25 protein-coding genes and 1 riboswitch are annotated in these 24,011 nt (G+C 69.9%); of the genes, 14 read left to right on the forward strand and 11 right to left on the reverse strand.

Features of this window, described 5'->3' with window-relative positions:
* Position 1: 1 nt before the first annotated feature.
* The 3 genes from OG496_RS12135 to rocD all read left to right on the forward strand — a co-directional run bounded on the left by OG496_RS12135 (position 2) and on the right by rocD (position 2,664).
* Complete coding sequence (locus OG496_RS12135) at positions 2 to 505, forward strand: Lrp/AsnC family transcriptional regulator (protein ID WP_366498166.1); 504 nt, start codon at positions 2 to 4, stop codon at positions 503 to 505.
* A 123-nt stretch (positions 506 to 628) separates the two neighbouring features.
* Positions 629 to 1,441: a dimethylargininase gene (gene ddaH / locus OG496_RS12140; protein WP_405970852.1), complete on the forward strand. Its 813-nt coding sequence runs from the start codon at positions 629 to 631 to the stop codon at positions 1,439 to 1,441.
* Positions 1,438 to 2,664: an ornithine--oxo-acid transaminase gene (rocD, locus tag OG496_RS12145; RefSeq protein ID WP_405970853.1), complete on the forward strand. Its 1,227-nt coding sequence runs from the start codon at positions 1,438 to 1,440 to the stop codon at positions 2,662 to 2,664. Before ddaH ends, rocD begins: the two co-directional genes overlap by 4 nt.
* A 228-nt stretch (positions 2,665 to 2,892) precedes the next feature.
* Here the strand turns inward: rocD and OG496_RS12150 are convergent, their stop codons facing one another.
* Positions 2,893 to 3,132 (reverse strand): hypothetical protein, encoded by a 240-nt coding sequence (locus OG496_RS12150; protein WP_366498163.1) that lies wholly within the window; start codon positions 3,130 to 3,132, stop codon positions 2,893 to 2,895.
* Positions 3,133 to 3,648: 516 nt separating this feature from the next.
* Between OG496_RS12150 and OG496_RS12155 the strand changes: the two genes are divergently transcribed.
* The 4 genes from OG496_RS12155 to OG496_RS12170 all read left to right on the forward strand — a co-directional run bounded on the left by OG496_RS12155 (position 3,649) and on the right by OG496_RS12170 (position 9,143).
* Positions 3,649 to 4,935, forward strand: a complete 1,287-nt coding sequence (locus OG496_RS12155; RefSeq protein WP_405970854.1) for an imelysin family protein — start codon at positions 3,649 to 3,651, stop codon at positions 4,933 to 4,935.
* The gene (efeB, locus tag OG496_RS12160; protein WP_405970855.1) at positions 4,932 to 6,152 is read left to right on the forward strand and encodes an iron uptake transporter deferrochelatase/peroxidase subunit; all 1,221 of its coding nucleotides are present in this window, start codon (positions 4,932 to 4,934) and stop codon (positions 6,150 to 6,152) included. The genes OG496_RS12155 and efeB overlap by 4 nt, the downstream gene beginning before the upstream one ends.
* Positions 6,153 to 6,341: 189 nt before the next feature.
* Positions 6,342 to 8,219 (forward strand): phospholipase C, encoded by a 1,878-nt coding sequence (locus tag OG496_RS12165; protein ID WP_405970856.1) that lies wholly within the window; start codon positions 6,342 to 6,344, stop codon positions 8,217 to 8,219.
* Between the two features lie 204 nt (positions 8,220 to 8,423).
* A complete protein-coding gene (locus OG496_RS12170; protein ID WP_399398250.1) occupies positions 8,424 to 9,143 on the forward strand; it encodes a lysophospholipid acyltransferase family protein in 720 nt (239 codons plus the stop codon).
* Between the two features lie 108 nt (positions 9,144 to 9,251).
* Here the strand turns inward: OG496_RS12170 and OG496_RS12175 are convergent, their stop codons facing one another.
* The 8 genes from OG496_RS12175 to OG496_RS12210 all read right to left on the reverse strand — a co-directional run bounded on the left by OG496_RS12175 (position 9,252) and on the right by OG496_RS12210 (position 16,303).
* Positions 9,252 to 10,832, reverse strand: a complete 1,581-nt coding sequence (locus OG496_RS12175) for an alpha/beta hydrolase (protein WP_405976617.1) — start codon at positions 10,830 to 10,832, stop codon at positions 9,252 to 9,254.
* A 164-nt stretch (positions 10,833 to 10,996) separates the two neighbouring features.
* Positions 10,997 to 11,758, reverse strand: a complete 762-nt coding sequence (locus OG496_RS12180; RefSeq protein ID WP_405970857.1) for an urease accessory protein UreD — start codon at positions 11,756 to 11,758, stop codon at positions 10,997 to 10,999.
* Positions 11,746 to 12,423: an urease accessory protein UreG gene (gene ureG, locus OG496_RS12185; protein ID WP_328684784.1), complete on the reverse strand. Its 678-nt coding sequence runs from the start codon at positions 12,421 to 12,423 to the stop codon at positions 11,746 to 11,748. The genes OG496_RS12180 and ureG overlap by 13 nt, the downstream gene beginning before the upstream one ends.
* A gap of 380 nt (positions 12,424 to 12,803) precedes the next feature.
* Complete coding sequence (locus OG496_RS12190; protein WP_405970858.1) at positions 12,804 to 13,478, reverse strand: urease accessory protein UreF; 675 nt, start codon at positions 13,476 to 13,478, stop codon at positions 12,804 to 12,806.
* Positions 13,478 to 15,199, reverse strand: a complete 1,722-nt coding sequence (locus OG496_RS12195; RefSeq protein ID WP_366498966.1) for an urease subunit alpha — start codon at positions 15,197 to 15,199, stop codon at positions 13,478 to 13,480. Before OG496_RS12195 ends, OG496_RS12190 begins: the two co-directional genes overlap by 1 nt.
* On the reverse strand, positions 15,192 to 15,503 hold the full coding sequence (locus OG496_RS12200) for an urease subunit beta (RefSeq protein ID WP_405970859.1): 312 nt from the start codon (positions 15,501 to 15,503) through the stop codon (positions 15,192 to 15,194). Before OG496_RS12200 ends, OG496_RS12195 begins: the two co-directional genes overlap by 8 nt.
* Positions 15,504 to 15,512: 9 nt before the next feature.
* Positions 15,513 to 15,815: an urease subunit gamma gene (locus OG496_RS12205; protein WP_010355509.1), complete on the reverse strand. Its 303-nt coding sequence runs from the start codon at positions 15,813 to 15,815 to the stop codon at positions 15,513 to 15,515.
* 191 nt (positions 15,816 to 16,006) lie between these two features.
* A complete protein-coding gene (locus tag OG496_RS12210; RefSeq protein WP_366498969.1) occupies positions 16,007 to 16,303 on the reverse strand; it encodes a type II toxin-antitoxin system Phd/YefM family antitoxin in 297 nt (98 codons plus the stop codon).
* Between the two features lie 63 nt (positions 16,304 to 16,366).
* Here OG496_RS12210 and OG496_RS12215 point away from each other — a divergent pair, with 63 nt between their 5' ends.
* The 3 genes from OG496_RS12215 (at position 16,367) to OG496_RS12225 (ending at position 18,347) form a co-directional block, all read left to right on the forward strand.
* On the forward strand, positions 16,367 to 17,002 hold the full coding sequence (locus OG496_RS12215) for an ATP-dependent Clp protease proteolytic subunit (protein ID WP_405970860.1): 636 nt from the start codon (positions 16,367 to 16,369) through the stop codon (positions 17,000 to 17,002).
* Positions 17,003 to 17,009: 7 nt separating this feature from the next.
* Positions 17,010 to 17,318 (forward strand): hypothetical protein, encoded by a 309-nt coding sequence (locus tag OG496_RS12220; protein WP_366498972.1) that lies wholly within the window; start codon positions 17,010 to 17,012, stop codon positions 17,316 to 17,318.
* 340 nt (positions 17,319 to 17,658) lie between these two features.
* A riboswitch (cyclic di-AMP (ydaO/yuaA leader) is annotated at positions 17,659 to 17,870 on the forward strand.
* A 3-nt stretch (positions 17,871 to 17,873) separates the two neighbouring features.
* Positions 17,874 to 18,347, forward strand: a complete 474-nt coding sequence (locus OG496_RS12225) for a C40 family peptidase (protein ID WP_019059527.1) — start codon at positions 17,874 to 17,876, stop codon at positions 18,345 to 18,347.
* 85 nt (positions 18,348 to 18,432) lie between these two features.
* Here OG496_RS12225 and OG496_RS12230 read toward each other — a convergent pair whose 3' ends face one another.
* Entirely contained in the window at positions 18,433 to 18,891 is a 459-nt protein-coding gene (locus OG496_RS12230; protein ID WP_366498973.1) for an ATP-binding protein, read from the reverse strand.
* Positions 18,892 to 19,103: 212 nt separating this feature from the next.
* Between OG496_RS12230 and OG496_RS12235 the strand changes: the two genes are divergently transcribed.
* Positions 19,104 to 19,973 carry a helix-turn-helix transcriptional regulator gene (locus OG496_RS12235; RefSeq protein ID WP_366498974.1) on the forward strand — a complete coding sequence of 290 codons (870 nt, stop codon included), beginning with the start codon at positions 19,104 to 19,106 and terminating at the stop codon, positions 19,971 to 19,973.
* A gap of 9 nt (positions 19,974 to 19,982) precedes the next feature.
* On the forward strand, positions 19,983 to 20,207 hold the full coding sequence (locus tag OG496_RS12240) for a DUF397 domain-containing protein (RefSeq protein ID WP_327405689.1): 225 nt from the start codon (positions 19,983 to 19,985) through the stop codon (positions 20,205 to 20,207).
* A 41-nt stretch (positions 20,208 to 20,248) separates the two neighbouring features.
* Here OG496_RS12240 and OG496_RS12245 read toward each other — a convergent pair whose 3' ends face one another.
* Positions 20,249 to 21,376 (reverse strand): 8-amino-7-oxononanoate synthase, encoded by a 1,128-nt coding sequence (locus OG496_RS12245; protein ID WP_405970861.1) that lies wholly within the window; start codon positions 21,374 to 21,376, stop codon positions 20,249 to 20,251.
* Between the two features lie 146 nt (positions 21,377 to 21,522).
* Between OG496_RS12245 and bioB the strand changes: the two genes are divergently transcribed.
* Entirely contained in the window at positions 21,523 to 22,725 is a 1,203-nt protein-coding gene (gene bioB / locus OG496_RS12250) for a biotin synthase BioB (protein ID WP_405970862.1), read from the forward strand.
* Positions 22,718 to 24,010 (forward strand): adenosylmethionine--8-amino-7-oxononanoate transaminase, encoded by a 1,293-nt coding sequence (locus OG496_RS12255; protein WP_405970863.1) that lies wholly within the window; start codon positions 22,718 to 22,720, stop codon positions 24,008 to 24,010. Before bioB ends, OG496_RS12255 begins: the two co-directional genes overlap by 8 nt.
* Position 24,011 lies beyond the last annotated feature (1 nt).

The following is a 24,011-nucleotide window of genomic DNA, read 5'->3' on the forward strand; positions in this document are numbered from 1 at the left end:
CATGAACAGCAGGACCGCCCCGTTCGACGAACTCGACCGGAAGATCATCACCGCGTTGATGGCGAACGCCAGGACCAGTTTCGCCGAGATCGGCGGGGCGGTCGGGCTGTCCGCGACGGCGGTGAAACGGCGCGTGGACCGGCTGCGGGAGACGGGTGTGATCACCGGGTTCACGGCGACGGTGCAGCCGTCCGCGCTCGGCTGGCGCACGGAGGCGTACGTGGAGGTGTACTGCGAGGGCGCCGCGCCCCCCAGGCGGCTCGCGGAGGTGGTGCGCAACCATCCGGAGATCACCGCGGCGATGACGGTGACCGGTGGCGCGGACGCGCTGCTGCACGTTCGGGCGACCGACGTCGTGCACTTCGAGGCGGTGCTGGAGCGCATCCGGCAGGAGCCGTTCATCCGGAAGACGATCAGTGTGATGGTGCTGTCCCACCTCCTCCCGGAAAGCCCGGAGGCGGGAGCCACCCATCCCGCCCCGGACGACGCATCAGGCATGCGCTGAAGCCACCTAAGACGCAGCATTCCTGCGCGGACACGCAGCCTTCATCGCTTGTCGCGCGTATTGGTCTCTTCCTACCGTGGTGTCAACCCCAGTCGTCATCACAGGAAGCGGAGGGACCCCTCTGTGCCCGACACCCGTGTGCGGCGCCGGCGGCGCTTTCTCGTCTGCGAACCCAGACACTTCGCCGTGCAGTACGCGATCAACCCCTGGATGCATCCCGACACCCAGGTGGACGTCGATCTCGCCCAGGAGCAGTGGCGGACGCTGATCGACACCTACCGTGCCCACGGCCACACCGTCGACACGGTGGCGCCGGTGGCCGGTCTCCCGGACATGGTCTTCGCCGCGAACTCGGCGGTCGTCGTCGACGGCCGCGTCTTCGGCTCCCTCTTCCACGCGCCGGAGCGGCGCGCCGAGTCCGACCACTACGACATGTGGTTCAAGGCGGCGGGCTACGACGTCCACCGCCCCGAGTCGGTGAGCGAGGGCGAGGGCGACCTGATCCCGACCGGCCGTTACGTGCTGGCCGGCACCGGTTTCCGTACGACCCGCGAGGCCCATCGCGAGGTGCAGGAGTTCTTCGGCGTCCCGGTGATCAGCCTGACGCTGGTGGACCCGTACTTCTACCACCTGGACACGGCGCTGTTCGTCCTCGACGAGGACAACATCTGCTACTACCCGGAGGCGTTCTCGCCGGGCAGCCGCGAGGTGCTCGCGCGGCTGTACCCGGACGCGGTGCTCGCGACCCGCGAGGACGCGATGACGTTCGGCCTGAACTCGGTCTCCGACGGCCGTCACGTCTTCATCTCCCCCCGGTCCGGGGCGCTCGCCTCGCGCCTCGCCGACCACGGTTACGTCCCCGTCCCCGTCGACCTGTCGGAGTTCCACAAGGCCGGCGGCGGCATCAAGTGCTGCACCCAGGAGATCCGCTCATGACCGCACCCGCCAGTGCCCGTACGTCCGCCGACCTCATCCGCGCCGAGGAGCCGGTCCTCGCGCACAACTACCACCCGCTGCCCGTGGTCGTCGCCCGCGCCGAGGGCACCTGGGTGGAGGACGTCGAGGGCCGCCGCTACCTCGACATGCTCGCGGGCTACTCGGCCCTCAACTTCGGCCACCGCCACCCGGCGTTGATCGAGGCCGCCCACCGCCAGCTCGACCAGCTCACCCTCACCTCCCGCGCCTTCCACAACGACAAGCTGGCCGAATTCGCCGAGCGGCTCGCGGAGTTGACCGGGCTCGACATGGTGCTGCCGATGAACACCGGCGCGGAGGCGGTCGAGAGCGGCATCAAGGTGGCCCGCAAATGGGCCTACGACGTGAAGGGTGTCCCGGCCGACCAGGCGACCATCGTCGTCGCGGCGGAGAACTTCCACGGGCGTACGACGACGATCGTCAGCTTCTCCACGGACGAGACGGCGCGGGCGGGCTTCGGTCCCTTCACCCCCGGCTTCCGGATCGTGCCGTACAACGACCTCGCCGCGCTGGAAGCGGCGGTCGACGAGACCACGGCGGCGGTCCTGATCGAGCCCATCCAGGGCGAGGCCGGGGTCATCATCCCGGACGCGGGCTATCTGGCCGGTGTGCGTGAACTCACCACCCGCAAGGGCTGCTTGTTCATCGCGGACGAGATCCAGTCGGGCCTCGGCCGCACGGGCCGCACGCTCGCGGTCGAGCACGAGGGTGTCGTCCCGGACGTACTGCTGCTCGGCAAGGCGCTCGGCGGTGGCATCGTGCCGGTGTCGGCGGTCGTCGCGCGCCGGGAGGTGCTGGGAGTACTGCACCCGGGCGAGCACGGGTCGACGTTCGGCGGCAACCCGCTCGCCGCGGCGGTCGGCACGGCGGTCGTCGAGCTGCTGGAGACCGGTGAATTCCAGCGCAGGGCCACGGAGTTGGGCGTGATCCTGCGGGACGGTCTGACCGAGCTGGTCGGCAAGGGCGTGGTCGGTTTCCGCGCCCGCGGCCTCTGGGCAGGCGTCGACGTCGACCCGGCGATCGGCACGGGGCGCGAGATCAGCGAACGCCTCATGCGCGAGGGCGTGTTGGCCAAGGACACGCACGGCTCGACGATCCGGCTGGCGCCGCCGCTGACCATCACGGCGGATGAACTCCGGTCAGCTGTGGGCGCGTTGGAGAATGTGCTGAGGCAGGGGGCGTGAGCCTGCGTCAGCTGTGGGGGCTGGCTGGATCGACGGACGGTCCAGCCAGGCCCCGCAGGGAGGCGGGCAACTGCCCTGCGGCAGGCGCCACTGGGCGTGAGGTGTGGGGCGGGGTGGATCGACGCACGGAGACCCGTCCAGCCCACCCGCACGGAGGCACGTAACTCCCGTACAGCAGCTGCCACTTGCCCACCCGCAGGGACGCAGGTAACTCCCGGACGGCAGAGGCTACTTGCCCGCCGCGCCCTGCTCCGCGGGAGTACCCGTGCCGGTACCGCTGTCGGCCAACGCGGCCTGGGCGAGGAGGCGGCGGGCCAGGTCGCGGGCCTCGTCCACGGTGAGGGAGGCCCAGAGTCCGGGCTCGCCGCGCACGACGGGGCCCACGTCCAAGGTGACCCGGCTGATCGGCCGTTCCGGGATCGCCAGCAACAGCCGCTTCACCGCGACCTGTCGGCCGCAGGTGGTCACCAACGGTGCTTCACCTGACGGCGGGAGCGGCTCCTGCCCTGACCGATTCATCTCCTCCACGACCCTTCCCTGAGTACCCGGCGAGGTATCAGGAGCAGCGCCGAGCGGGCCCGGGTTGTTCCCGGGCGCCGGCTCCGCCACCCGTTCGGGCCGACGGCGACGCGTGGTCGTATGTACCGCTGCTTCGCCGGGCGCCGTCGCGTTCCACCCATCACTGACCTGAATCCGGGCCGGCCGGTTGCCCCAGCGCGCGGCGCAGCCGGTTCGGCCTCACCCGCATCGCACCCTCTTCCCCTCCACCAGAAACTCCCCGTGTCGACCCACGCCCCCAGCCGTAGCCCACCGTGCACCCCCACACACCGCACCGTGGCCGTCACGGACCGTCCGGTGAACCCCGGGCGAATTCTCGCCCGCCCTCCGGTCAGAACAGGGTCAAGGGACGCGGTGGGGGCCGTAGCGCCCTCATAAGATCGCTGGTACCGCCACCTTTCGTACGACTCCCCCTGGAGGCCCGGCGTGCCCGAAACCGCGCGCGGCGCCGAAGCCGATGCCGAGCCTGGTCCGATACCCGCCTCGGAGCCGGCCTCGCCCACGCCCGAGCCCCGTACCGCCCGTCGCCGCACCGTGCTGCTCGCGGCCGGTGCCCTGGTCGCCGTGGCGGCAGTGGTCGCCGGGGTGCTCGCGGGCCGCGGTTCCGGCTCGGGCGGAAAGGCCACCGCTGCCGCCGACGGGCTCCCGCACACCACCGTCGAGGTCGCGACCGCCGGGTGCGGCAGCGGCTGGACGCATCCGCAGGCCGGGCACCAGGTCTTCGAGCTGCACAACACGTCCAGCACCGCCGCCGAGGTGTATCTCACCGACGTGAAGACCGGCGCCGTCTACGGCGAGGTCGAAGGACTGGCGCCGGGTACCGTCCGGCCGCTCGGGGTGACCCTCGGGAACGGGTCGTACGCGTTCAAGTGTCTGCCCGATGACGCCGACGCCGTGACCGGGCCCACCGTGCGGATCACCGGTTCGAAGGTGAAGAGCGGACCGGCCGCCGTGCCGATCACCCAGCAGGAACTCATCCCCCCAACGCTGGCCTACCAGAAGTGGATTCAGGCCCGGACCGTCGAACTCGCCCAGAGGACTGACGTGTTGCGTGCCGCCGTCGACCATGGCGACCTCGCCGCCGCCCGCGCCGCCTGGCTTCCCGCGCATCTCGTCTACGAGCGGATGGGCGCCGCCTACGGCACGTTCGGTGACTCCGACGGGGCGATCAACGGCACCACGGCGGGGCTCGCGGGCGGGGTGCACGACGCCGGGTTCACCGGGTTCCACCGGGTCGAGTACGGGCTGTGGCACGGCGAGTCGGCGAGCGGGCTGCGCGGGCCCGCCGATCAACTCGCCAAGGACGTCCACGCGTTGGAGGGCAGCTGGCCCTCCCAGCGGATGGATCCGGCCGACACCGGGCTGCGCGCGCACGAGATCCTGGAGAACACCGTGCAGTTCGAGCTGACCGGCCGTACCGACTACGGCAGCGGCACCAACCTGGCCACCGCCCGCGCCAACCTCGACGGCACCCGGTTGCTGCTCGGGTATCTGCGGCCTCTGCTGAAGACCCGGGACGCGGGATTCGCCGAACTCGGTACCTGGATGGACCGCGCCCAGCACACCCTGGACGGCCTCGACCACTCCGGGAAGTGGACACCCTTGGCTCAACTCACCCGTCCGCAAAGGGAGAGGGTCGACGCCGACCTCGGTGGACTGGTCGAGCGGCTGGCCGACGTGGCCGCCCTCACGGACGTACGGAGGACCGCGTGAAGCGCGTGAACGAGGTGGGCCGCCGGGGCTTCCTGGCGAGTGCGGCGGCCGTGGCCGGTGGCGGTCTTGTCGCCGCCGATCGTGGTGCCGCCGCGGCTGCCGTGCAGACGTCGGCCGCGGCCGTGCCCTTCCACGGGGTCCATCAGGCCGGGATCATCACGCCCGCGCAGCGCGCCACGGCGTTCGTCTCCTTCGACACGACGGCCGCCGATCGGGCCGAACTCACCGACCTGTTGCGGACGTTGACCGACCGGGCCCGCTTCCTGACCACCGGTGGCAGCCCGGAGGACCTGGGCATCACCGCCCCGCCCTCCGACTCGGGCACGCTCGGCCCGGACCTGCCCGCCGACCGGCTGAGCGTCACCGTCGGCGTCGGGGCCTCGCTCTTCGACGACCGCTACGGGCTCGCGAAGCTCACGCCCCGCCGGCTGACCGCGATGCCGTCGTTCCCCGACGACGATCTCAACTCCGCCTGGTGTCACGGCGATGTGAGCGTGCAGTTCTGCGCGGACAGCGCGGACACCGTGCTGCACGCGCTGCGCGATGTCACCCGGCACACGCGCGGCGGGCTCCAAGTCCGGTGGCGGACGGACGGGTTCATCAGTCCGCCGCGTCCCTCGGGCACCCCGCGCAACCACCTGGGCTTCAAGGACGGCATCTCCAACCCCGAGGTGACCGACGCCCGCGCGATGAACGACCTTGTGTGGGTGGGCAGTAGCGGCGGGGAACCCGACTGGGCGACCGGCGGCAGCTATCAAGTCGTACGGCTGATACGGATGTTGGTCGAGTTCTGGGACCGGGTCTCCATCACCGAGCAGGAGCGGATGTTCGGCCGCGCCCGGGACACCGGCGCCCCGCTGGACGGGCACCACGAGAAGGACACCCCCAACTTCGCGCAGGACCCGCAGGGCGATGTGATCCCGCTCGACAGCCACATCCGGCTGGCCAACCCGCGCTCCACGCAGAGTGCCGACCAGCGCATCCTGCGGCGGGGGTACAACTACGACCGAGGCATGGACAGCAACGGCAACCTCGACATGGGTCTGCTGTTCTGCTGCTACCAGCAGGACCTGGCGCGGCAGTTCGAGAACGTGCAGAAGCGGCTGGCCGGTGAACCGCTGGTCGACTACGTCTCGCCGTACGGCGGCGGCTACTTCTTCGCGCTGCCCGGGGTGCGGGACACGTCCGACTGGCTGGGCCGCACCCTGCTGACCTGAGAAACCGCCGATCTGAGACACGGGTCAAGAACAGGCCAACAGACCATGAGAATTTCCTGACCCGGCGTTCGCTCTCACGTCATTGCCGCTCCCCCGCCCCGCCGTCACCATTGCCCAGGCTACGGCGGTAGGTGCCACGGCCATGGACGGTGTGGCAGCAGAACCACTGCTCCCGGAAGGCGAGACAGCATGATCGGCAAAGGAAGAACCCCCGGTGCACGGCGCCGGTTGACGCGCGTGGGCGCCCTGCTCGGCGCCGCGGCCCTGGCCACCGCGGGCGGGGCCGTCCCCGCGTCGGCGGCCTCGCACGGCCACCAGCCCTCGGGCAACACGCACACGTCGACGCCGATCAAGCACGTGGTCGTGATCTACGACGAGAACATCTCGTTCGACCACTACTTCGCCACCTACCCCCAGGCCGCGAACACCGACGGCACCACGTTCAAGGCCGCGGCGCACACGCCGAAGGCCGACAACCTGCTCAACGCCGGGCTGCTGAAGAAGAACCCGAACCTCTACACGCCCACGCGGCTGAGCAGTTCGCAGGCGATGACCTGCGACCAGAACCACTCCTACGGCCCCGAGCAGTACGCGGCCGACGGCGGCAAGGCCGACAAGTACGTCGAGAACACCGAGGTCAACAAGTGCACCGGCCTCTTCGGTGAGCCCGGCCTGGTGATGGACTACTACGACGGCAACACCGTCACGGGCATGTGGAACTACGCCCAGCAGTACGCGCTGAACGACCACTCCTTCAGCTCGAACTTCGGCCCGTCGACGCCCGGCGCCCTGAACCTGATATCGGGTCAGACGCACGGCGTGATCTCCGTCGACCCGGCCTCGGGCACCGAGAACCCGAAGCAGACGTCGACCCCGGACTCGTACGCCGTGGTCTCCCCGAACGCCAAGGGTGTCGGCACGGTCATCAACGACCCCGACCCGGCCTTCGACGACTGCTCGGACAAGGACCACACCTCGACCAGCGCGCTCGCGGAGATGCAGGGCAAGAACATCGGTGACCTGCTCAACTCCAAGAACGTGAGCTGGGGTTGGTTCCAGGGCGGCTTCCGGCCCAGCACCACGTGGGACGGCAAGAGCGGTGACTACGCGCAGTGCGCCGGCACCACGCACACCAACGTGGGCGGCGCGGCGTCGGAGGACTACAGCGCGCACCACGAGCCGTTCGAGTACTACAAGTCGACGTCCAACCCGCACCACCTGGCGCCGAAGTCCGTCGCCGAGATCGGTCACAACGGCCGGGCGAACCACAACTACGACCTGACCGACTTCGACGCCGCGCTGAAGGCGAACAACCTTCCCGCGGTGAGCTTCCTGAAGGCGGCCGAGTACCAGGACGGGCACGCCGGTTACTCGGACCCGACCGACGAGCAGAACTTCCTGATCAAGGAGATCAACGCTCTTCAGAAGTCGCCCGAGTGGAAGTCGACGGCGGTCGTGCTCGCCTACGACGACTCCGACGGCTGGTACGACCACGTCTCCTCGAAGGTGCTGAACGGCTCGAAGGACTCGACGGTCGGCTCCAACAGCAAGGCCACGGACAGCCCGGCCTGCCAGGCCGGTCCGGCCGCGAAGGGCGGCTACGCGGACCGCTGCGGCCCGGGTACCCGGCAGCCGCTGCTGGTCATCTCGCCGTACAGCAAGGTCAACAAGATCGACCACACCGCCACCGAGCAGGCGTCGATCACGCAGTTCATCGAGGACAACTGGCACACCGGCCGCATCGGTGACGCGTCCTTCGACCAGCGGGCCGGCACCCTCGGCGGCATGTTCGACTTCCGGCACCCCAACAACAAGCAGGTGCTGCTGAATTCGAACGGTTCGGTGAAGTCGGTCAAGCGGATCCCGCACTACACCCAGACCTCGTCGACGGCCACGAAGGCCCCGTACCCGGCGTACGTCCAGGACCTGAAGGCGCAGAACGTCGCCGCCAGCAGCGACTCCTCCACGGCTCTGCCGGTCGCGATCGGCGCCGGTCTGCTCACGGCGGTGGGAGCGACCACGGCGTTCGCCGTGTACCGCCGCAGGACGCGTACCGCGGCTCTGTAAGTCACCGTGCACCAGGGCCGGTTGGCCCGTACCGAGGGCGGCGAGGACGATCTCCTCGCCGCCCTTCGTCGTGCCCCGTGTCGGCCTGATCGCCCCGGTTCCACGGGACGGCACCTGCCCCTACACTGGCAGCTCACGAGGTACCGGGTGACCTGCGAGAACAGGTCGGTCGAGCCGACCCGCCGGAGTGAGGAGCGACCCCCCTTGTTCTACTACCTCCTGAAATACGTCATTCTGGGGCCTTTGCTCAGACTGGTCTTCCGCCCCCGGATCGAGGGCCTGGACCACATACCGGAGGAGGGCCCGGCGATCGTCGCCGGCAACCACCTGTCGTTCGCCGACCACTTCCTGATGCCGGCGGTCCTCAAGCGCCGCATCACCTTCCTCGCCAAGGCCGAGTACTTCACCGGCCCCGGCATCCGCGGCCGCCTCACCGCGACCTTCTTCCGCAGCGCGGGCCAGATCCCGGTCGACCGCTCCGGCAAGGAGGCGGGGCAGGCCGCGATCCGCGAGGGCCTCGGCGTCCTGAGCAAGGACGAGCTGCTCGGCATCTACCCCGAGGGCACCCGCTCCCACGACGGCCGCCTCTACAAGGGCAAGGTCGGCGTCGCGGTCATGGCGTTGCGGGCCCAAGTCCCCGTCATCCCCTGCGCGATGATCGGCACCTTCGAGGCGCAGCCGCCCGGCAAGGTCATCCCCAAGATCCACCCCGTGACGATCCGCTTCGGCAAGCCCCTCGACTTCTCCCGCTACGAAGGCATGGAGAACGAGAAGGCGATCCTGCGCGCCATCACCGACGAGATCATGTACGCGATCCTCATGCTCTCCGAGCAGGAGTACGTCGACCAGTACGCGGCGGTCGCCAAGGCGGAGGAGGCGGCCGCGGCGAAGGAACGCAAGTTCCCGCGCCTGCCGCTGAGTTGAAATCCCGAGAACCCTGAGTCGATGTGAGTGAGGGGCGGCCGGTTCAGAACCGGCCGCCCCTCACCACGTACAACTACTGTCTACGACTTGTTGCTTACGACGTGCTGCTTACGGCACCGGCGTCGCGTGCGGGGTGCACGTGAAGTCGGCGGCGTCGAGCTTGCCGGTCAACAGGTAGGCGTCGACACGGGAGTTGATGCACGGGTTGACCAGACCGGTCACACCGTGCGAACCGGCGTCCTTCTCGGTGATGAGCCGGGAGCCCTTGAAGCTCTTGTGCAGGACGACCGCGCCCTCGTACGGCGTGGCGGCGTCGCGCTGCGACTGCACGATGAGGACGGGCGGCAGACCCTTGCCGGTCTTGACCTTGACCGGGGACTGCTGCTTGACGGGCCAGGTGGCGCACGGCAGGTTCATCCAGGCGTTGGACCAGGTCAAGAACGGGTACTGCTTGTTGAGCGCCGTGTTGTCCTTGTCCCACTTCGCCCAGCTGGTGGGCCACTTGGCGTCGGTGCACTCGACGGCCGTGTAGACGGCGTTGCCGTTCTCCGAGGAGATGTTGCCCGCGGTGTCCGACAGGTCGGGCGAGGCCGCGGCGATGAGCGGCTGGGGGTCACCGGCGAAGTACTTGCTGAAGGCGGTGGCGACCGGCACCCACGAGGAGTCGTAGTACGGGGCGCCCTGGAAGAAGCCGAGCAGCTCGGCCGGTCCGACGACCCCGCCGAGGGGGTTCTTCTTGGCGGTGGCGCGCAGTTCGAGCCACTTGGCCTGGACGGCGGCGCGCGTGGTGCCGAGGTGGAAGGCCGCGTCGTTCTTGGCGACCCAGTCCTCCCAGTCCTTCCAGCGGCCCTCGAAGGCGACGTCCTGGCCCAGGTTGGCCTCGTACCAGATGTTGTCCTGCGCCGGGTTGACGACGCTGTCGACGATCATGCGGCGGAGGTGGCTCGGGAACAGGGTGCCGTAGACGGCGCCGAGGTAGGTGCCGTAGGAGACGCCCAGGTAGTTGAGCTTCTTCTCGCCGAGGGCGGCGCGGATGACGTCGAGGTCGCGCGCGGTGTTCGGCGTGGTCATCTGCGCGAGCATGGTGCGGCCGGTGCGCTTGGCGCAGCCGTCGGCGTACTCACGGGCCAGCTTGCGCTGCGCGTTCTTGTCGGCGGTGCTGTCCGGTACCGGGTCCGCCTTGGGCGCCTTCACGAACTCCTGCGGGTCGATGCAGGAGATGGGCGCCGAGTGGCCGACACCACGCGGGTCGAAGCCCACGAAGTCGTACGCCTTGGACGCGTTGACCCACAGCGGGTTCTTGGTGGTGACCCGGAGCGGGAAACGCAGCCCGGAGCCGCCCGGACCGCCGGGGTTGTAGACGAGCGCGCCCTGGCGCTCCGCCTTGGTGCCCGTGCTGACGGCGCGGTCGACGGCGAGCTTGATCTTCTTGCCGTTCGGCTTGGTGTAGTCGATCGGCACGGTGACCCACCCGCACTGGACCGGCTTGGCCAGCGCCCAGTCGGCGGGGCAGTCCTGCCAGTTGATCCCGGCCTTGGCGGCGCGGGCGGCGGTGAGCGCGGCGCCCTGGGCGGCCGCACTGTCCTGCCTGTGCCCTGCCGTCTGACCGGTCTGCGCGTTGGCCGCGGGTGCCACCACGGCACCGGCTATCAGTGCCGCCGCCGCGAATCCGGCCGAACCGAACGCCATCACCCGGCTCTTCGGTCTGTTGTGCCTCAAGTGGGCCCCTCCCCGTACATCGTTGCGAAATGGTCTCGGAGGATCCTCGCGGCTGTGAGCCACCTGAGAACAGAGGCAGTTGACCTTCTTTACCAATCCGATAAGCGGAAACACCCGTACCGCTCAGCGGATACTCACCCCAGCGACGCCAACGCCTCGTCCAGCACCCGCCGCAGCCGCAGCGCGTCGGAGGCGATCGCACTCACCAGCAGAGCGGGCCCGGCAAGCGGCACCAGGGCCGCACACTCCCCCAGCATGCGCGCCGCGACCGGATTCCGGGTGAACTCCGGCCGTACGACGAGGAGTTGCCCCACAGCACGATGCCCCCCGAGCACGGCGGGCCCGTCCCAGCCGCCCGGCGCCCCCGGCCCACAGGCCAACTCCTGGTCCAGCACGGTACGCCCGGCAACCCTTACGGACAGCCGACTGGTGAGCCGCCCGGGCTCCTCCCCGACCCGCCCGAGCACCTGCTCCTCACGGAGTACGAGCCGAGCGGAGTCGGCGAGATCGACGCGCGTCGTGACGCGCAGGTCACTACCGCGCACGGAGATCAACTGCTCGGGCAGCCAGTGCAGTTCACCGCCTTCGGCGACGCTGAGCCGAACGTCGTACCGAGACTCCCCCTTCGCCTGCCCGGGCAGCGCGATGGTCGCGGCAGCGGACCCGACCCGCAACCGAGCGCCCCGCTCGACACCTGCCTCGACGGCGAAGTGGTCCCCGCCGAGCGGCCCGCTCATGGCCCCGACGAGCATGACCTGAGCCTCGGCCCCGCTCCCCCGGGTCCGCCGCAACGCAAGCGGCCCGTCCCCCTCCAGGACGGGCAGCGCGGTACCGCCCCGCCCGTCCTCCCGGGCCACGATCCGAGCGGTGGCCCGCACCCCGCTCACGCGACCCACGCGGCAAGCCGCTCCCTCACCCAACCGGCAACATCGACCACTCCAGCCTCACTCCTCAACGACTGGAAGACGACGGGCAGTTCGGCCCGCTGAGCCTTGGCGTCGGCGGCCATCCGCCCCAGATCGGACCCGACGTAGGGCGCGAGGTCGGTCTTGTTGACGACGAGCAGATCGGCGGTGGTGACACCGGGCCCGCCCTTACGCGGAATGTCGTCCCCACCGGCCACGTCAATGACAAAGATCTGCGCGTCGACAAGCCCCTTGGAGAAGGTGGCGGTGAGGTTGTCCCCACCCGACTCGACCAGGATCAGGTCCAACGGCCCGACCTCGTCCTCCAGATCCTCGACAGCTTCGAGGTTGGCGGAGATGTCGTCCCGGATAGCGGTGTGCGGACAGGCCCCGGTCTCCACGGCGGTGATCCGCTCGGGCGGCAACACGGCTTCCCGGAGCAGGAATTCGGCATCCTCACGGGTGTAGATGTCATTGGTGACGACAGCGAGCGAGAGCTCGTCCCGCAGGGTCCGGCAGAGCGCGGCGACGGTGGCGGTCTTGCCCGATCCGACAGGCCCGCCAAGCCCGATGCGCAGGGCACGGCGAGTGCCGTCGGCACGGCGAGCGTCGGCACTGACGGCGGCGGGGCCGTCGTGGGTGTGGTCGAGATGCATGGGGCGGCTCCTTCTGGTCTTTCTACGTCACGCTGCGGCTTGGGAGGCTTCGGGCTGTTGTGGCTTGGGGCCTGCGGCTTCGACGCCTTGTCGCGTCGGGATCTTGCAGCTTGGGGCCCTGTCTCCTGCGGCGGCTGTGACTTCGGCGCCTTGCGCCTCAGGTCTTGCGACTCGGGGTCTTGCTTCCTACGGCTTTCCTACGGCGCTTCGCGGATCCGGTTTCCTATCAGCCGGGGCCGGCACCACCCAGCCCGTCCGGCGTTTGAAGACGAGGCCGTTCAGGCCGATCGGGGGTCCAGGGGGCGGAGCCCCCTGGCGGGGCCGAAGGGGCAGCGCCCCTGGGGATGGGACGGGTAGGGGCGGCGGGGGCGAGAAAACCCCTACGACGCGAACAACCGCACAGCCCAAGCCGCATGCGCCTCCGCCCCGATCTCCAGCAAGGGCGCAGAAGCACACGGCAGCACGTCGACCCCCTCGTCGACCACACCCCGCGCCGCCTCCACCGCCCGATCAACGACCAGGTCCAACTCCGGCGCCAACCGCGCCAGTACAGCCGTAGCGTCGAACGGATCCAGGCTCAGCAACCGCACCGTCGCCGACGCCGGCCCACTCACACTCTCGTAGGCCGCGCAGTACGCCGCGTCCTCCGGCCCCAGCCCGGCCGACCGAGCCACCAGCCCCAGCACCACCGGCTGATGCGCCCCCTTGGGGAACTCCCGCGCCAGGGCGTCGAGTTCGGCGGACGGCCAGGTGGCCCGGGCGGCCCGCATCAACTGCCGCCCCAGTTTCCGCGAGGCCAGCCGCAACGCGGGCGACGGAGTCCGCGCATCCGCGGCGAGGTCCAACTCCCCCGGATCGGCACCGAGTACAGCCGCAGCGGCCAACGCGGCGGACACGAGCCCGGCCGTGTGCAACCGCCCCCGGCAGAACTCACCAAGACTGGCCGCGCCGGTGACCCGCCCGGCCTTGACGGCGGCCTCCGCCCCGCCGGAGTGCGCATGCCCTCCGGCGGGAAAGCGCCCGTCGGCGAGAACCAGCAGTGCTCCCCTGGACATCAGAAGAGGAAGTACCGCTGGGCCATGGGCAGTTCGGCCGCCGGAGTCGCCTCGACCAACTCCCCGTCGATGTGCACGGCGAAGCTGTCGGGGTCGACCTGGACGCGGGGCCGGGCATCGTTCTCACGCATGTCGGCCTTGGTGACCCCACGCGTGGACTCGATGGCGACGAACTTCTTGCCGAGGTCGAGCCGTTCGGGAAGTCCGTCCTCGATCGCCAACTGGGCGACGAAGTTGAAGGAGTTGGCGGCCGGCGCCCGTCCGATCGCCCCGAACATAGGCCGCGGCAGGATGGGTTGAGGCGTCGGGATGGACGCGTTGGCGTCGCCCATCTGCGCGTACGCGATCTGTCCGCCCTTGATGACGAGGTGCGGCTTGACGCCGAAGAACGCCGGTTCCCACAGCACGAGGTCGGCAAGCTTGCCGGTCTCGACGGAGCCGATCTCGCGGGCGAGGCCCTGGGCGAGGGCGGGGTTGATCGTGTACTTGGCGATGTAGCGCCGTACGCGATGGTTGTCCGCGCGCCCGTCACCGGGCAGCGCGCCCCGCCGCCGCTTCATTACATGCGCCGTCTGCCAGGTCCGCATGATGACCTCGCCGACCCGGCCCATCGCCTGGGCGTCGGAGGAGATGATCGAGATGGCGCCGAGGTCGTGGAGGATGTCCTCCGCGCCGATGGTCGACGGGCGGATGCGGGACTCGGCGAAGGCCAGGTCCTCCGGGACCGCGGGGTTGAGGTGGTGGCAGACCATCAGCATGTCGAGGTGTTCCTCGGCGGTGTTGACGGTGTAGGGCCGGGTCGGGTTGGTGGAGCTGGGCAGCACGTGCGGCTCGGAGACCACGGTCATGATGTCCGGCGCGTGCCCGCCGCCCGCACCCTCGGTGTGGTACGCGTGGATGCCGCGTCCGGCGATAGCGGCGAGGGTGTCGCCGACGAACCCGGCCTCGTTCAACGTGTCGGTGTGGATGGCGACTTGGACACCCGTACGGTCGGCGACGGTGAGCGAGGCGTCGATGACGGCGGGAGTGGAGCCCCAGTCCTCGTGCAGCTTCAGTCCCAGCGCTCCCCCTCGGATCTGGGACATCATCGCGTCGTGCGAGACGGTGTTGCCCTTGCCGAGGAAACCGATGTTGAGCGGGTACTGCTCCATCGCCGCCAGCATCCGGGCCAGGTGCCAGGGGCCGGGGGTGACCGTGGTCGCCTTGGAGCCCTCGGCCGGTCCGGTGCCGCCGCCGACCAGCGTGGTGACTCCGGCGGAGAGCGCCTCGTCGGCGATCTGCGGGCAGATGAAGTGGACGTGCGCGTCGACGGCACCGGCCGTGAGGATGCGGCCGTTGCCGGCGATGACCTCTGTCTCGGGGCCGATCACCAGGTCGGGGTGGATGCCGTCCATGGTGTCGGGGTTGCCGGCCTTGCCGATGCCGGTGACGCGGCCGTCGCGGATGCCGACGTCGGCCTTGACGATGCCCCAGTGGTCGACGATCACGGCGCCGGTGATGACGGTGTCGGGGGTGCCCTCCGCGCGGGAGGCACGCGCCTGGCCCATCGACTCGCGGATGACCTTGCCGCCGCCGAACACGGCCTCGTCACCGGCGAGTCCGGGACCGCCGCTGCGATCCTCCTCGATCTCGATCAGCAGATCGGTGTCGGCGAGCCGGATGCGGTCGCCGGTGGTCGGCCCGAACAGGTCCGCGTACGCGGCGCGGGAGATCTCAGGCATCGAGGGCACCTCCGGTCTCCCCGCGCAGTCCGGGCACGATCCGGGCGCCGGCGAGGGGGACGAGTTCGACGGCGACGGGGATGCCCGGCTCGAAGCGCACGGCCGTACCGGCGGCGACGTTGAGCCGCTGCCCGCGCGCGGCCGCGCGGTCGAACTCAAGGCCGGGGTTGGCCTCGGCGAAGTGGTAGTGGGAGCCGACCTGGACGGGCCGGTCGGCGGCGTTGAGGACGGTCATCCGCGTGACCTCGCGGCCCGCGTTGTAGACGATCGGGTCGTCCGCGAACAGGATCTCGCCGGGAATCATCGAGGCCTCCTACACGATCGGGTCGTGGACGGTGACGAGCTTGGTGCCGTCCGGGAAGGTTGCCTCGACCTGTACGTCGTGGATCATCTCGGGGATGCCCTCCATGACGTCGTCCCTGGTGAGCAGCTTGCGCCCGGAGGCCATCAGCTCGGCGACGGTCCGGCCGTCACGGGCGCCTTCGAGGATGTGCGACGTGATGAGGGCGACCGCCTCGGGGTGGTTCAGCTTCAGACCACGGGCCCGGCGCTTCTCGGCCACGTCGGCCGCCACATGGATCAGCAGCCTCTCTTGCTCGTGCGGGGTCAGTTGCACGTCCCACCTCACAGTCCTCGCTCCGGACCGTGCGGGGTCCGGCTGCCGCAGCCCCCGGGCAAAGTCCCTGGTGGCGTGGATCGGCAGGCTAGTTGGACGGCGTTTCAAGCAAGTTAACCGAGCTGTGATCAGGACAATCACATCTACGCCCGTAGAGCGGCCCCCCGCACGACCCCTCGCGCGACCTCCCGCTACGAGGGATTCGAGCCCCGGTGTTCGGCCGCGATGCCGAACCGCCGGTGTTCGCGGGGCGCGGACGCGACCTCGTGGACGCGCGAGACGGAACTGATCACCTGTTCCTCGGCGTTCGCGTCGAGCTTGTCCAGGCGGTCGAGTTCGTCGAGGCGCTCCAGGTCGGCGGCGGAGACCAGCGCGACAAGGGGCTTGCCGTGCCGTGTCACGACGACGCGCTCACCGCCGTACACCACCCGGTTGATCAGGTCGGCGAGCTCAGCCCTGGCTTGCGTCACCGGAATCTCGTAGGCCATACCCCCATCATAACGTCATGTACGTCCTGTACATTTCTTACAGACGCCGAAGGAGGGGTACCCATGACCCGACCGTCCGCCCGCCATGTCCTGCCGGAGTTCTCCGAGCGCACCAGCGCCGGGTACCGGACCCTCGATCCGTACTCGAAGCTGCTGGAGGAGCGGATCGTGTTCCTCGGGACGCCGATCGACGACATCTCGGCGAACGATGTGATGGCCCAGTTCATGCACCTCGAATACCAGGCGCCGGACCGGGACATCTCGCTGTACATCAACTCGCCCGGCGGATCGTTCACCGCGATGTCGGCGATCTACGACACGTTGCGGTTCGTCACGTGTGACGTGGAGACGATCTGCCTCGGCCAGGCCGGCACCTCCGCGGCGCTGCTGCTGGCGGCGGGCACCCCGGGCAAGCGGTCGGCGCTGCCGGGCGCCCGGGTGGTGATCCACCAGCCCTCGTTCCCCGAGCCGATCCAGGGGCAAGCGAGTGATCTCGCCATCCAGGCCGAGGAGTTGGCGCGTACGCGGGTCCAACTGGAGGAACTGCTCGCCCTGCACACGGGCCGGACGGTGGACCAGGTGAGCGCGGACATCGAGCGGGACCGGATCATGGATGCCCAACAGGCCCTGGAATACGGCCTGGTGGACCGGATCGTGACCACCCGCAAGACCTCGCTCACCGAGCCGGGCGGGGAGTGAGCCGACGATGCTGCCGCCGGAACTGCCTCCGCTGCCCGCACTGACGCGCGCCGAGGGCGAGTTGATCGACCGTTACCTGGATGTGGCCGACCTGCTGGGCCGTATCAACCCGGCGCACAACGGTGACACGTACCGTGGGCTGAGGGCCGCTCAGGCGCTCGTGGCCAGGGCCGCCGAGCTGCGGGACGCGCTGGCGCTGATGCACCAGCGGGGCGAGACCGAACTGCACGCCCCCACGCTCGCGCGGGCACTGCGCGTGCTGGACGGGGAGCGCCGTACGGCGCGCGTCACCCTGCCCGCGCCCTCCGACAGTTGACGGACGCACAGCCGCCCCGGGCGGACGCGTCTCACCGAAGGCGCGTCCGGGGCCAGGTCGAAACGGACCAAACGGCGTACCCCCGTTCGGAGTAGACACCCCTCCTTCGACAAGGCCGTTGGGGTTGCGCAACGCGCGTAGTCCAGTGGGGGTGGTGGGGCGCTCCGGCGCTGGTCCGAGGGCATTTGACCCCCTCGACATCTATTCGAACATCTCGGTGTCCACCCGAACGGGTGAGTGGTGAGTAACCCCACAAATCCCCGATTCCGTTGGGATTTTCAGACATCAATAGGTCAAGATCCCTGTCTGACGACAAGACCTCGCCGCAGCGGCGGGGCGATCCGGGCGGACGCCGAGTCCTGCCGCCACCCGGATGACAGGTCGACAGGAGTGCATCGGCAGGAGTGGAGGACCCAAGCACGACGGGTCGCCGGGACGGTCACGCCATGACCGGGTCGAGCAGCCCTTGGGGTGAAGCCGCGTCAGCGGCCGGGCAACTTTGTCAGCCCGAATCCGACAGGTCATCTTTCACAGGCGGCTGACGAAGGGTTGCGCATGACTGCGCTCAATCGTGTCCCGTCGCTGATGGTCAGGGCCGGTACGGCCTCGGCCTTCGCCATCGCCGCTGTTGGCGGCTCCGTCGTGATACCGGGCGTCGCATCCGACGCCGCGGCCGCGACACCCGCGACGAAGGCACTCCAGGTCGCGGCGTCCAAGAAGGGCGCCCCGTACAGGTACGGGGCCACCGGACCGGGCCGCTTCGACTGCTCCGGGCTCACGCTGTACTCGTACAAGAAGGCAGGCAAGAAACTGCCCCGTACGGCGGCCCAGCAGTACAACAAGTCCCACCACATCTCGGCCAAGAGCCGCAAGGCCGGGGACCTCGTCTTCTTCCACTCGGGCTCCAGCGTCTACCACGTCGGCATCTACGCCGGCAAGGGAAAGATCTGGCACGCCCCGAAGACCGGGGACGTGGTGAGGCTGCAGAAGATCTGGACCAAGAGCGTCTGGTACGGCCGGGTCAGCTGACCTGCGCTGAAAACTCCCGAGGGGGTGGCGGTCTCCTGACGGACCGCCACCCCCTCGGGTGTCCAGAGGCGTTCGGCATGGTTCTCTACGGCTCCTGCTGGCCCGCGGCGGTCACCGGCCGGGCCGGTACCGTCCAGGGCACCTCGATGGAGACCGTCTTGCCGCCCTCCAGGGTGGGCCGGACCTTGAGTTTGCCGCCGCACTCCGCGGTCAGCCAGCGGATGATCACCATGCCCCGGCCGTTGTCCTGCTGGACGGCGGCCGGCAGGCGTTTCGGGAACCGGGGATGGCTGTCGGTGACCCCGATGCGCAGCCGTTCGTCACGCTCCAGCTCGATGTCCACCGTGAAGGTGGGTGACTGCCCGAAGGTGTGCTGTACGGCGTTGGTGGCGAGTTCGGAGACGATGAGGCGGATGGTGTCGGCGACCTCCGTGTCCGCCGGAAGTCCCCATTCCACCAGGGTCCCGACGACGTAGGTGCGGGCGGTGGAGACCGAGGCGGGATCGCTCGGCAGAGTGACGGATGCTTCCAGATGGTCTGCCATGGCGCGGTCGTCCCTTTCCCGCGGGACCGGTGTCCGACACGGAGCGGATGGTTCGAGTACGGTCCCGGACTGGTGCTTCTTCGCCAGACTGCCATTACCGCGTCGGTAACGGTGGCGATCCACCAAGATATGCATATATCTGTCGCTCGAAGCGGTGAACTCTGCGACCCCAGACCGTATTTGGGCGGCTCGGAAGGAGTAAGGAGAAACCCATGCAGTACGGTCCCGCGGTGCGCCGCCGGAAACTGGGCGCGGAACTGCGCGCATTGCGTGCGGAGGCGGGGCTCACCAGCGGTGAGGCGGCCCGGCTGGTCGGCTGGCACCAGTCGAAGGTGAGCCGCATCGAGACCGGCGCGAGTGGCGTGAAACCGCCCGACGTCCGGTTACTCCTGGACGCCTACCAGGTCGGCGACCCACAACTTCGGGACATGCTGCTCGTGTTGGCCGGCTCCGACGACGGCGGCGGCCGGCACCACTGGTGGCACGCCTATCGCGGTGTACTGCCGCCCGCCTACCGGGACTTCATCAGCCTGGAGTCACAGGCCAGCACCCTCCGGACCCTGGAGACCTCGGTGGTCCCCGGACTGCTGCAGACGCCCGAGTACGCCCGCGCGGTGACCCGGGCCGCCGTGGGAGGCCTCGACGACGACGGCCCCGAGCGGCTCGACGCGCTGGTGCAGGTGCGGCTGGCCCGGCAGGACGTGCTGCGCGCGGATCCGCCGCTGGAGCTGAGCGTGGTCCTCGACGAGGCGGTGCTGCGGCGCGAGGTCGGCGGGCCGGGGGTGATGGCACGTCAGCTGGACCGGCTCGTGGAGGCGGCCAAGCTGCCCCAAGTGAGGCTTCAGGTACTGCCGTTCGCCGCAGGAGCACACATCGGCATCACCGGACCTTTCGTTATCTTCTCCTTTCCGAGCACTTCTGATCTGGACGTGGTTGTTCTAGACCACTTGACGAGTAGCCTCTACCTCGAACGGAAAGAAGACCTAGAGGCCTACAGCGAGGCCTTCAGAACCCTTCAGTTCCACGCCCTTTCGCCCGATGATTCGTCGGATTACATCGCCGGGATAGGTGACGGCGCGTAAGGAGGCACCATGTCTGCACTGCCTCGGAACGTACCTTCCAGTTCTGAACTGTCCGGTGTGCGGTGGCTGCGCAGCAGCTACAGCACGGGAGCTAACAACTGCGTCGAGGCGGCTCGTCCGCGCTCAGGCCCCCGCGCGGGGCTGCTCGCCGTACGCGACTCGAAGGACCCGCAAGGACCCGCCCTGCTCTTCTCCCCCGAGAGCTGGACGGGCTTCCTCGCCACGTTCCACTGATCTGTCCGATCGCCGGCGACCCACGGCCGTGTAACGCCGACTCATGGTCGCGTCTCGCCGATCACACGTACAGCGCGTTCGATCTCGGCCCCGGAGAGGTCCGCTCGGGCGGTCAGCCTGAGCCGTGAGATGCCGTCGGGCACGGAAGGAGGACGGAAGCAGCCCACGGCCAGCCCTGCCGTACGGCAGTCGGCCGCCCACTTCACGGCCGCCTCCGGGGACGGCGCACGCACCGAGACCACGGCGGCGTCCGGACGTACCGCTTCCAGACCCGCGGCGGTCAGCCGCGTGTGCAGGTCACCCGCCACGGCGCGGGCCCGGGCAGCCCGCTCGGGCTCGCGCCGCAGCAGGGTGAGCGCGGCCAGCGCCGCACCGGCCGCCGCGGGCGCCAGTCCCGTGTCGAAGATGAACGTCCGCGCCGCGTTGACCAGATGGTCGATCACCCGCGCCGGCCCGAGCACGGCACCGCCCTGACTGCCCAGCGACTTGGACAACGTCACCGTCACGACCACGTCCTCGGCCCCCGCGAGCCCCGCCGCGTACGGCGTCCCGCGCCCGCCCTCGCCCAGCACCCCGAGCCCGTGCGCGTCGTCGAGCAGCAGCCCCGCCCCGGACTCCCGGCACGCCTCGGCGAGCGCCCCCACCGGCGCCGCGTCCCCGTCGACGGAGAACACCGAGTCGGACACGACGACAGCCTGCCCGTCGTGCGTCCGCAGCGCCTTGCGCACCCCGTCCGGGTCGGCATGTCCTACGACCTGGGTCGCGCCCCGGGCCAGCCGGCAGCCGTCGATCAGGGAGGCGTGGTTGCCCGCGTCGGAGACGATCAGCGAGCCGTGCGGGGCGAGGGTGGTGACCGCGGCGAGGTTGGCCGCGTAGCCGGAGGAGAAGACGAGGGCCGCCTCGAACCCGCAGAACTCGGCCAGCTCGCGCTCCAGTCGGGCATGGAGCTCGGTCGTACCGGTGACGAGCCGCGACCCGGTCGACCCCCCGCCCCAGGTCCGCGCCGCGTCGGCGGCGCCCTCGACGACCTCGGGGTGATGCGCCAGACCCAGGTAGTCGTTGCTCGCGAGATCGAGGAGCGGCGAGTCGGCGGGACGGGGCCGCAGCGTCCGTACGAGCCCGGCGCGACGGCGCTGCTCCGCCTGCTCGTCGATCCAGCCGAACGCCATGGTTCCTCCGGGCTTTTGTAGGCAGTGCACAGACACTAATCGGACGACGAGCCGCCCATGGTGTGGTGATACCCACATGCCCGGGGCCATGTCTTGTGCATTCTCTCCTTGGCCGCAAGCGGTCCCGTAGGACAGGATCGGATCTCATGGACCTGCTGAACACGCTCGTGGACAAGGGGCTTCGGCGCGAGCTGCCGACCCGCGCGGAAGCTCTCGCCGTCCTCTCCACCTCGGACGACGACCTGCTGGATGTCGTGGCCGCGGCCGGAAAGGTGCGCCGGCACTGGTTCGGCCGACGGGTGAAGCTCAACTACCTCGTCAACCTGAAGTCCGGCCTGTGCCCCGAGGACTGCTCGTACTGCTCTCAGCGGCTCGGCTCCAAGGCCGAGATCCTGAAGTACACGTGGCTGAAACCCGACGCCGCCTCGAAGGCCGCGGCGGCCGGTGTGGCGGGAGGCGCCAAGCGCGTCTGCCTGGTCGCCTCCGGCCGGGGTCCGACCGACCGGGACGTGGACCGGGTCGCGGGCACCATCAAGGCGATCAAGGACCAGAACGAGGGCGTCGAGGTGTGCGCCTGCCTCGGCCTGCTCTCCGACGGCCAGGCCGACCGGCTGCGCGAGGCCGGCGCGGACGCCTACAACCACAACCTCAACACGTCCGAGTCGACGTACGGCGACATCACGACCACCCACACGTACGCCGACCGCGTCGACACCGTGCAGAAGGCGCACGCGGCCGGCCTGTCCGCCTGCTCCGGCCTGATCGCCGGCATGGGTGAGAGCGACGAGGACCTGGTCGACGTCGTCTTCTCCCTGCGCGAGCTGGACCCCGACTCGGTACCGGTCAACTTCCTGATCCCGATGGAGGGCACCCCGCTCGCCGCCGAGTGGCACCTCACCCCGCAGCGCTGCCTGCGCATCCTCGCGATGGTCCGCTTCGTCTGCCCGGACGTCGAGGTCCGTATCGCGGGCGGCCGCGAGGTCCACCTGCGCACGATGCAGCCCCTCGCCCTGAACCTCGCCAACTCGATCTTCCTCGGCGACTACCTCACCAGCGAGGGCCAGGCCGGCCACGCCGACCTGGAGATGATCGCGGACGCGGGCTTCGAGGTGGAGGGCGCGGGCGAGGTGACACTGCCGCAGCACCGGGCCACGGCGGGCGGCTGCGGATCGCACGAGGACGCCGGGTGCGGTGGGGGCTGCGGTGGGCACGAGAGCACCGGAGTCTGCGGTTCCGCTCCCGCTTCCACGTCTACGCCGGCTGCCGCGCCGCAGGTCGACGAGGTGCGCCGGGACCTGGTCTCCGTACGCCGTCGAGGTGCCGGAACGGACATCGCGCCCAATGCCTGACCCGACCGGCCGCCTGCCCGTCCCGGAGCTGCTGGAGCTGGACCGGCGGCACGTCTGGCATCCGTACGGTCCGATGCCCGGCCGTGTCGACCCGCTCGTCGTGGAGTCGGCGAGCGGGGTCCGGCTCCGACTGGTGGACGGCGGGGGCGAGTTGGTCGACGGGATGTCGTCCTGGTGGTCGGCGATCCACGGCTACAACCACCCCGTGCTCAACGAGGCCGCGCAGGAGCAGCTCGGCCGGATGAGCCATGTGATGTTCGGCGGGCTCACCCACGAGCCCGCCGTACGCCTGGCGAAGCTCCTTGTCGACATGTCACCCGACGGCCTGGAACACGTCTTCCTCGCCGACTCGGGCTCGGTGTCGGTCGAGGTCGCGGTGAAGATGTGCCTGCAGTACTGGCGCTCGCTCGGCCGCCCCGCGAAACAGCGCCTGCTGACCTGGCGCGGCGGCTACCACGGCGATACCTGGCAGCCGATGTCGGTGTGCGACCCCGAGGGCGGGATGCACGAGCTGTGGGCGGGAGTGCTGCCCCAGCAGGTGTTCGTGGACGCGCCTCCCGCCGAGTACGAGGAGTCGTACGCCGACCAGCTGCGCTCGGCGATCGAGCGGCACGCTCACGAACTGGCCGCGGTGATCGTGGAGCCGGTGGTGCAGGGTGCGGGCGGGATGCGGTTCCACTCCCCCGCGTATCTGCGGGTGCTGCGCGAGGCGTGCGACGCGCACGACGTGCTGCTGGTGTTCGACGAGATCGCGACGGGTTTCGGCCGCACGGGCGCGCTGTTCGCGGCGGAGCACGCGGCGGTGACCCCGGACGTGATGTGCGTGGGCAAGGCGCTGACCGGCGGCTACATGACGATGGCGGCGACGCTGTGCACGCCCCGCGTGGCGGACGGCATCTCGCAGGGCGAGGTACCGATCCTGGCCCACGGCCCCACGTTCATGGGCAACCCGCTGGCGGCGGCCGTGGCCTGCGCCTCGCTCGAACTCCTCCTGAACCAGGACTGGTTGACGGAGGTCAAGCGCATCGAGACGGGCCTGCGGGAGGGCCTGGCCCCCGCGCGGGAGATCCCGGGTGTCCGGGACGTCCGCGTCCTCGGCGCCATCGGCGTGGTCCAGCTCGACCACGCCGTCGACATGAAGGCCGCCACGGACGCGGCCGTACGCGAGGGCGTGTGGCTACGGCCGTTCCGCGACCTCGTCTACACGATGCCGCCGTACGTCACGGGCGACGCCGACCTGGCTCGGATCGCCCGCGCGGTGTGCGCGGCGGCACGGGAGGGATGAC

Source organism: Streptomyces sp. NBC_00988, assembly GCF_045162645.1.
GTDB lineage: Bacteria > Actinomycetota > Actinomycetes > Streptomycetales > Streptomycetaceae > Streptomyces.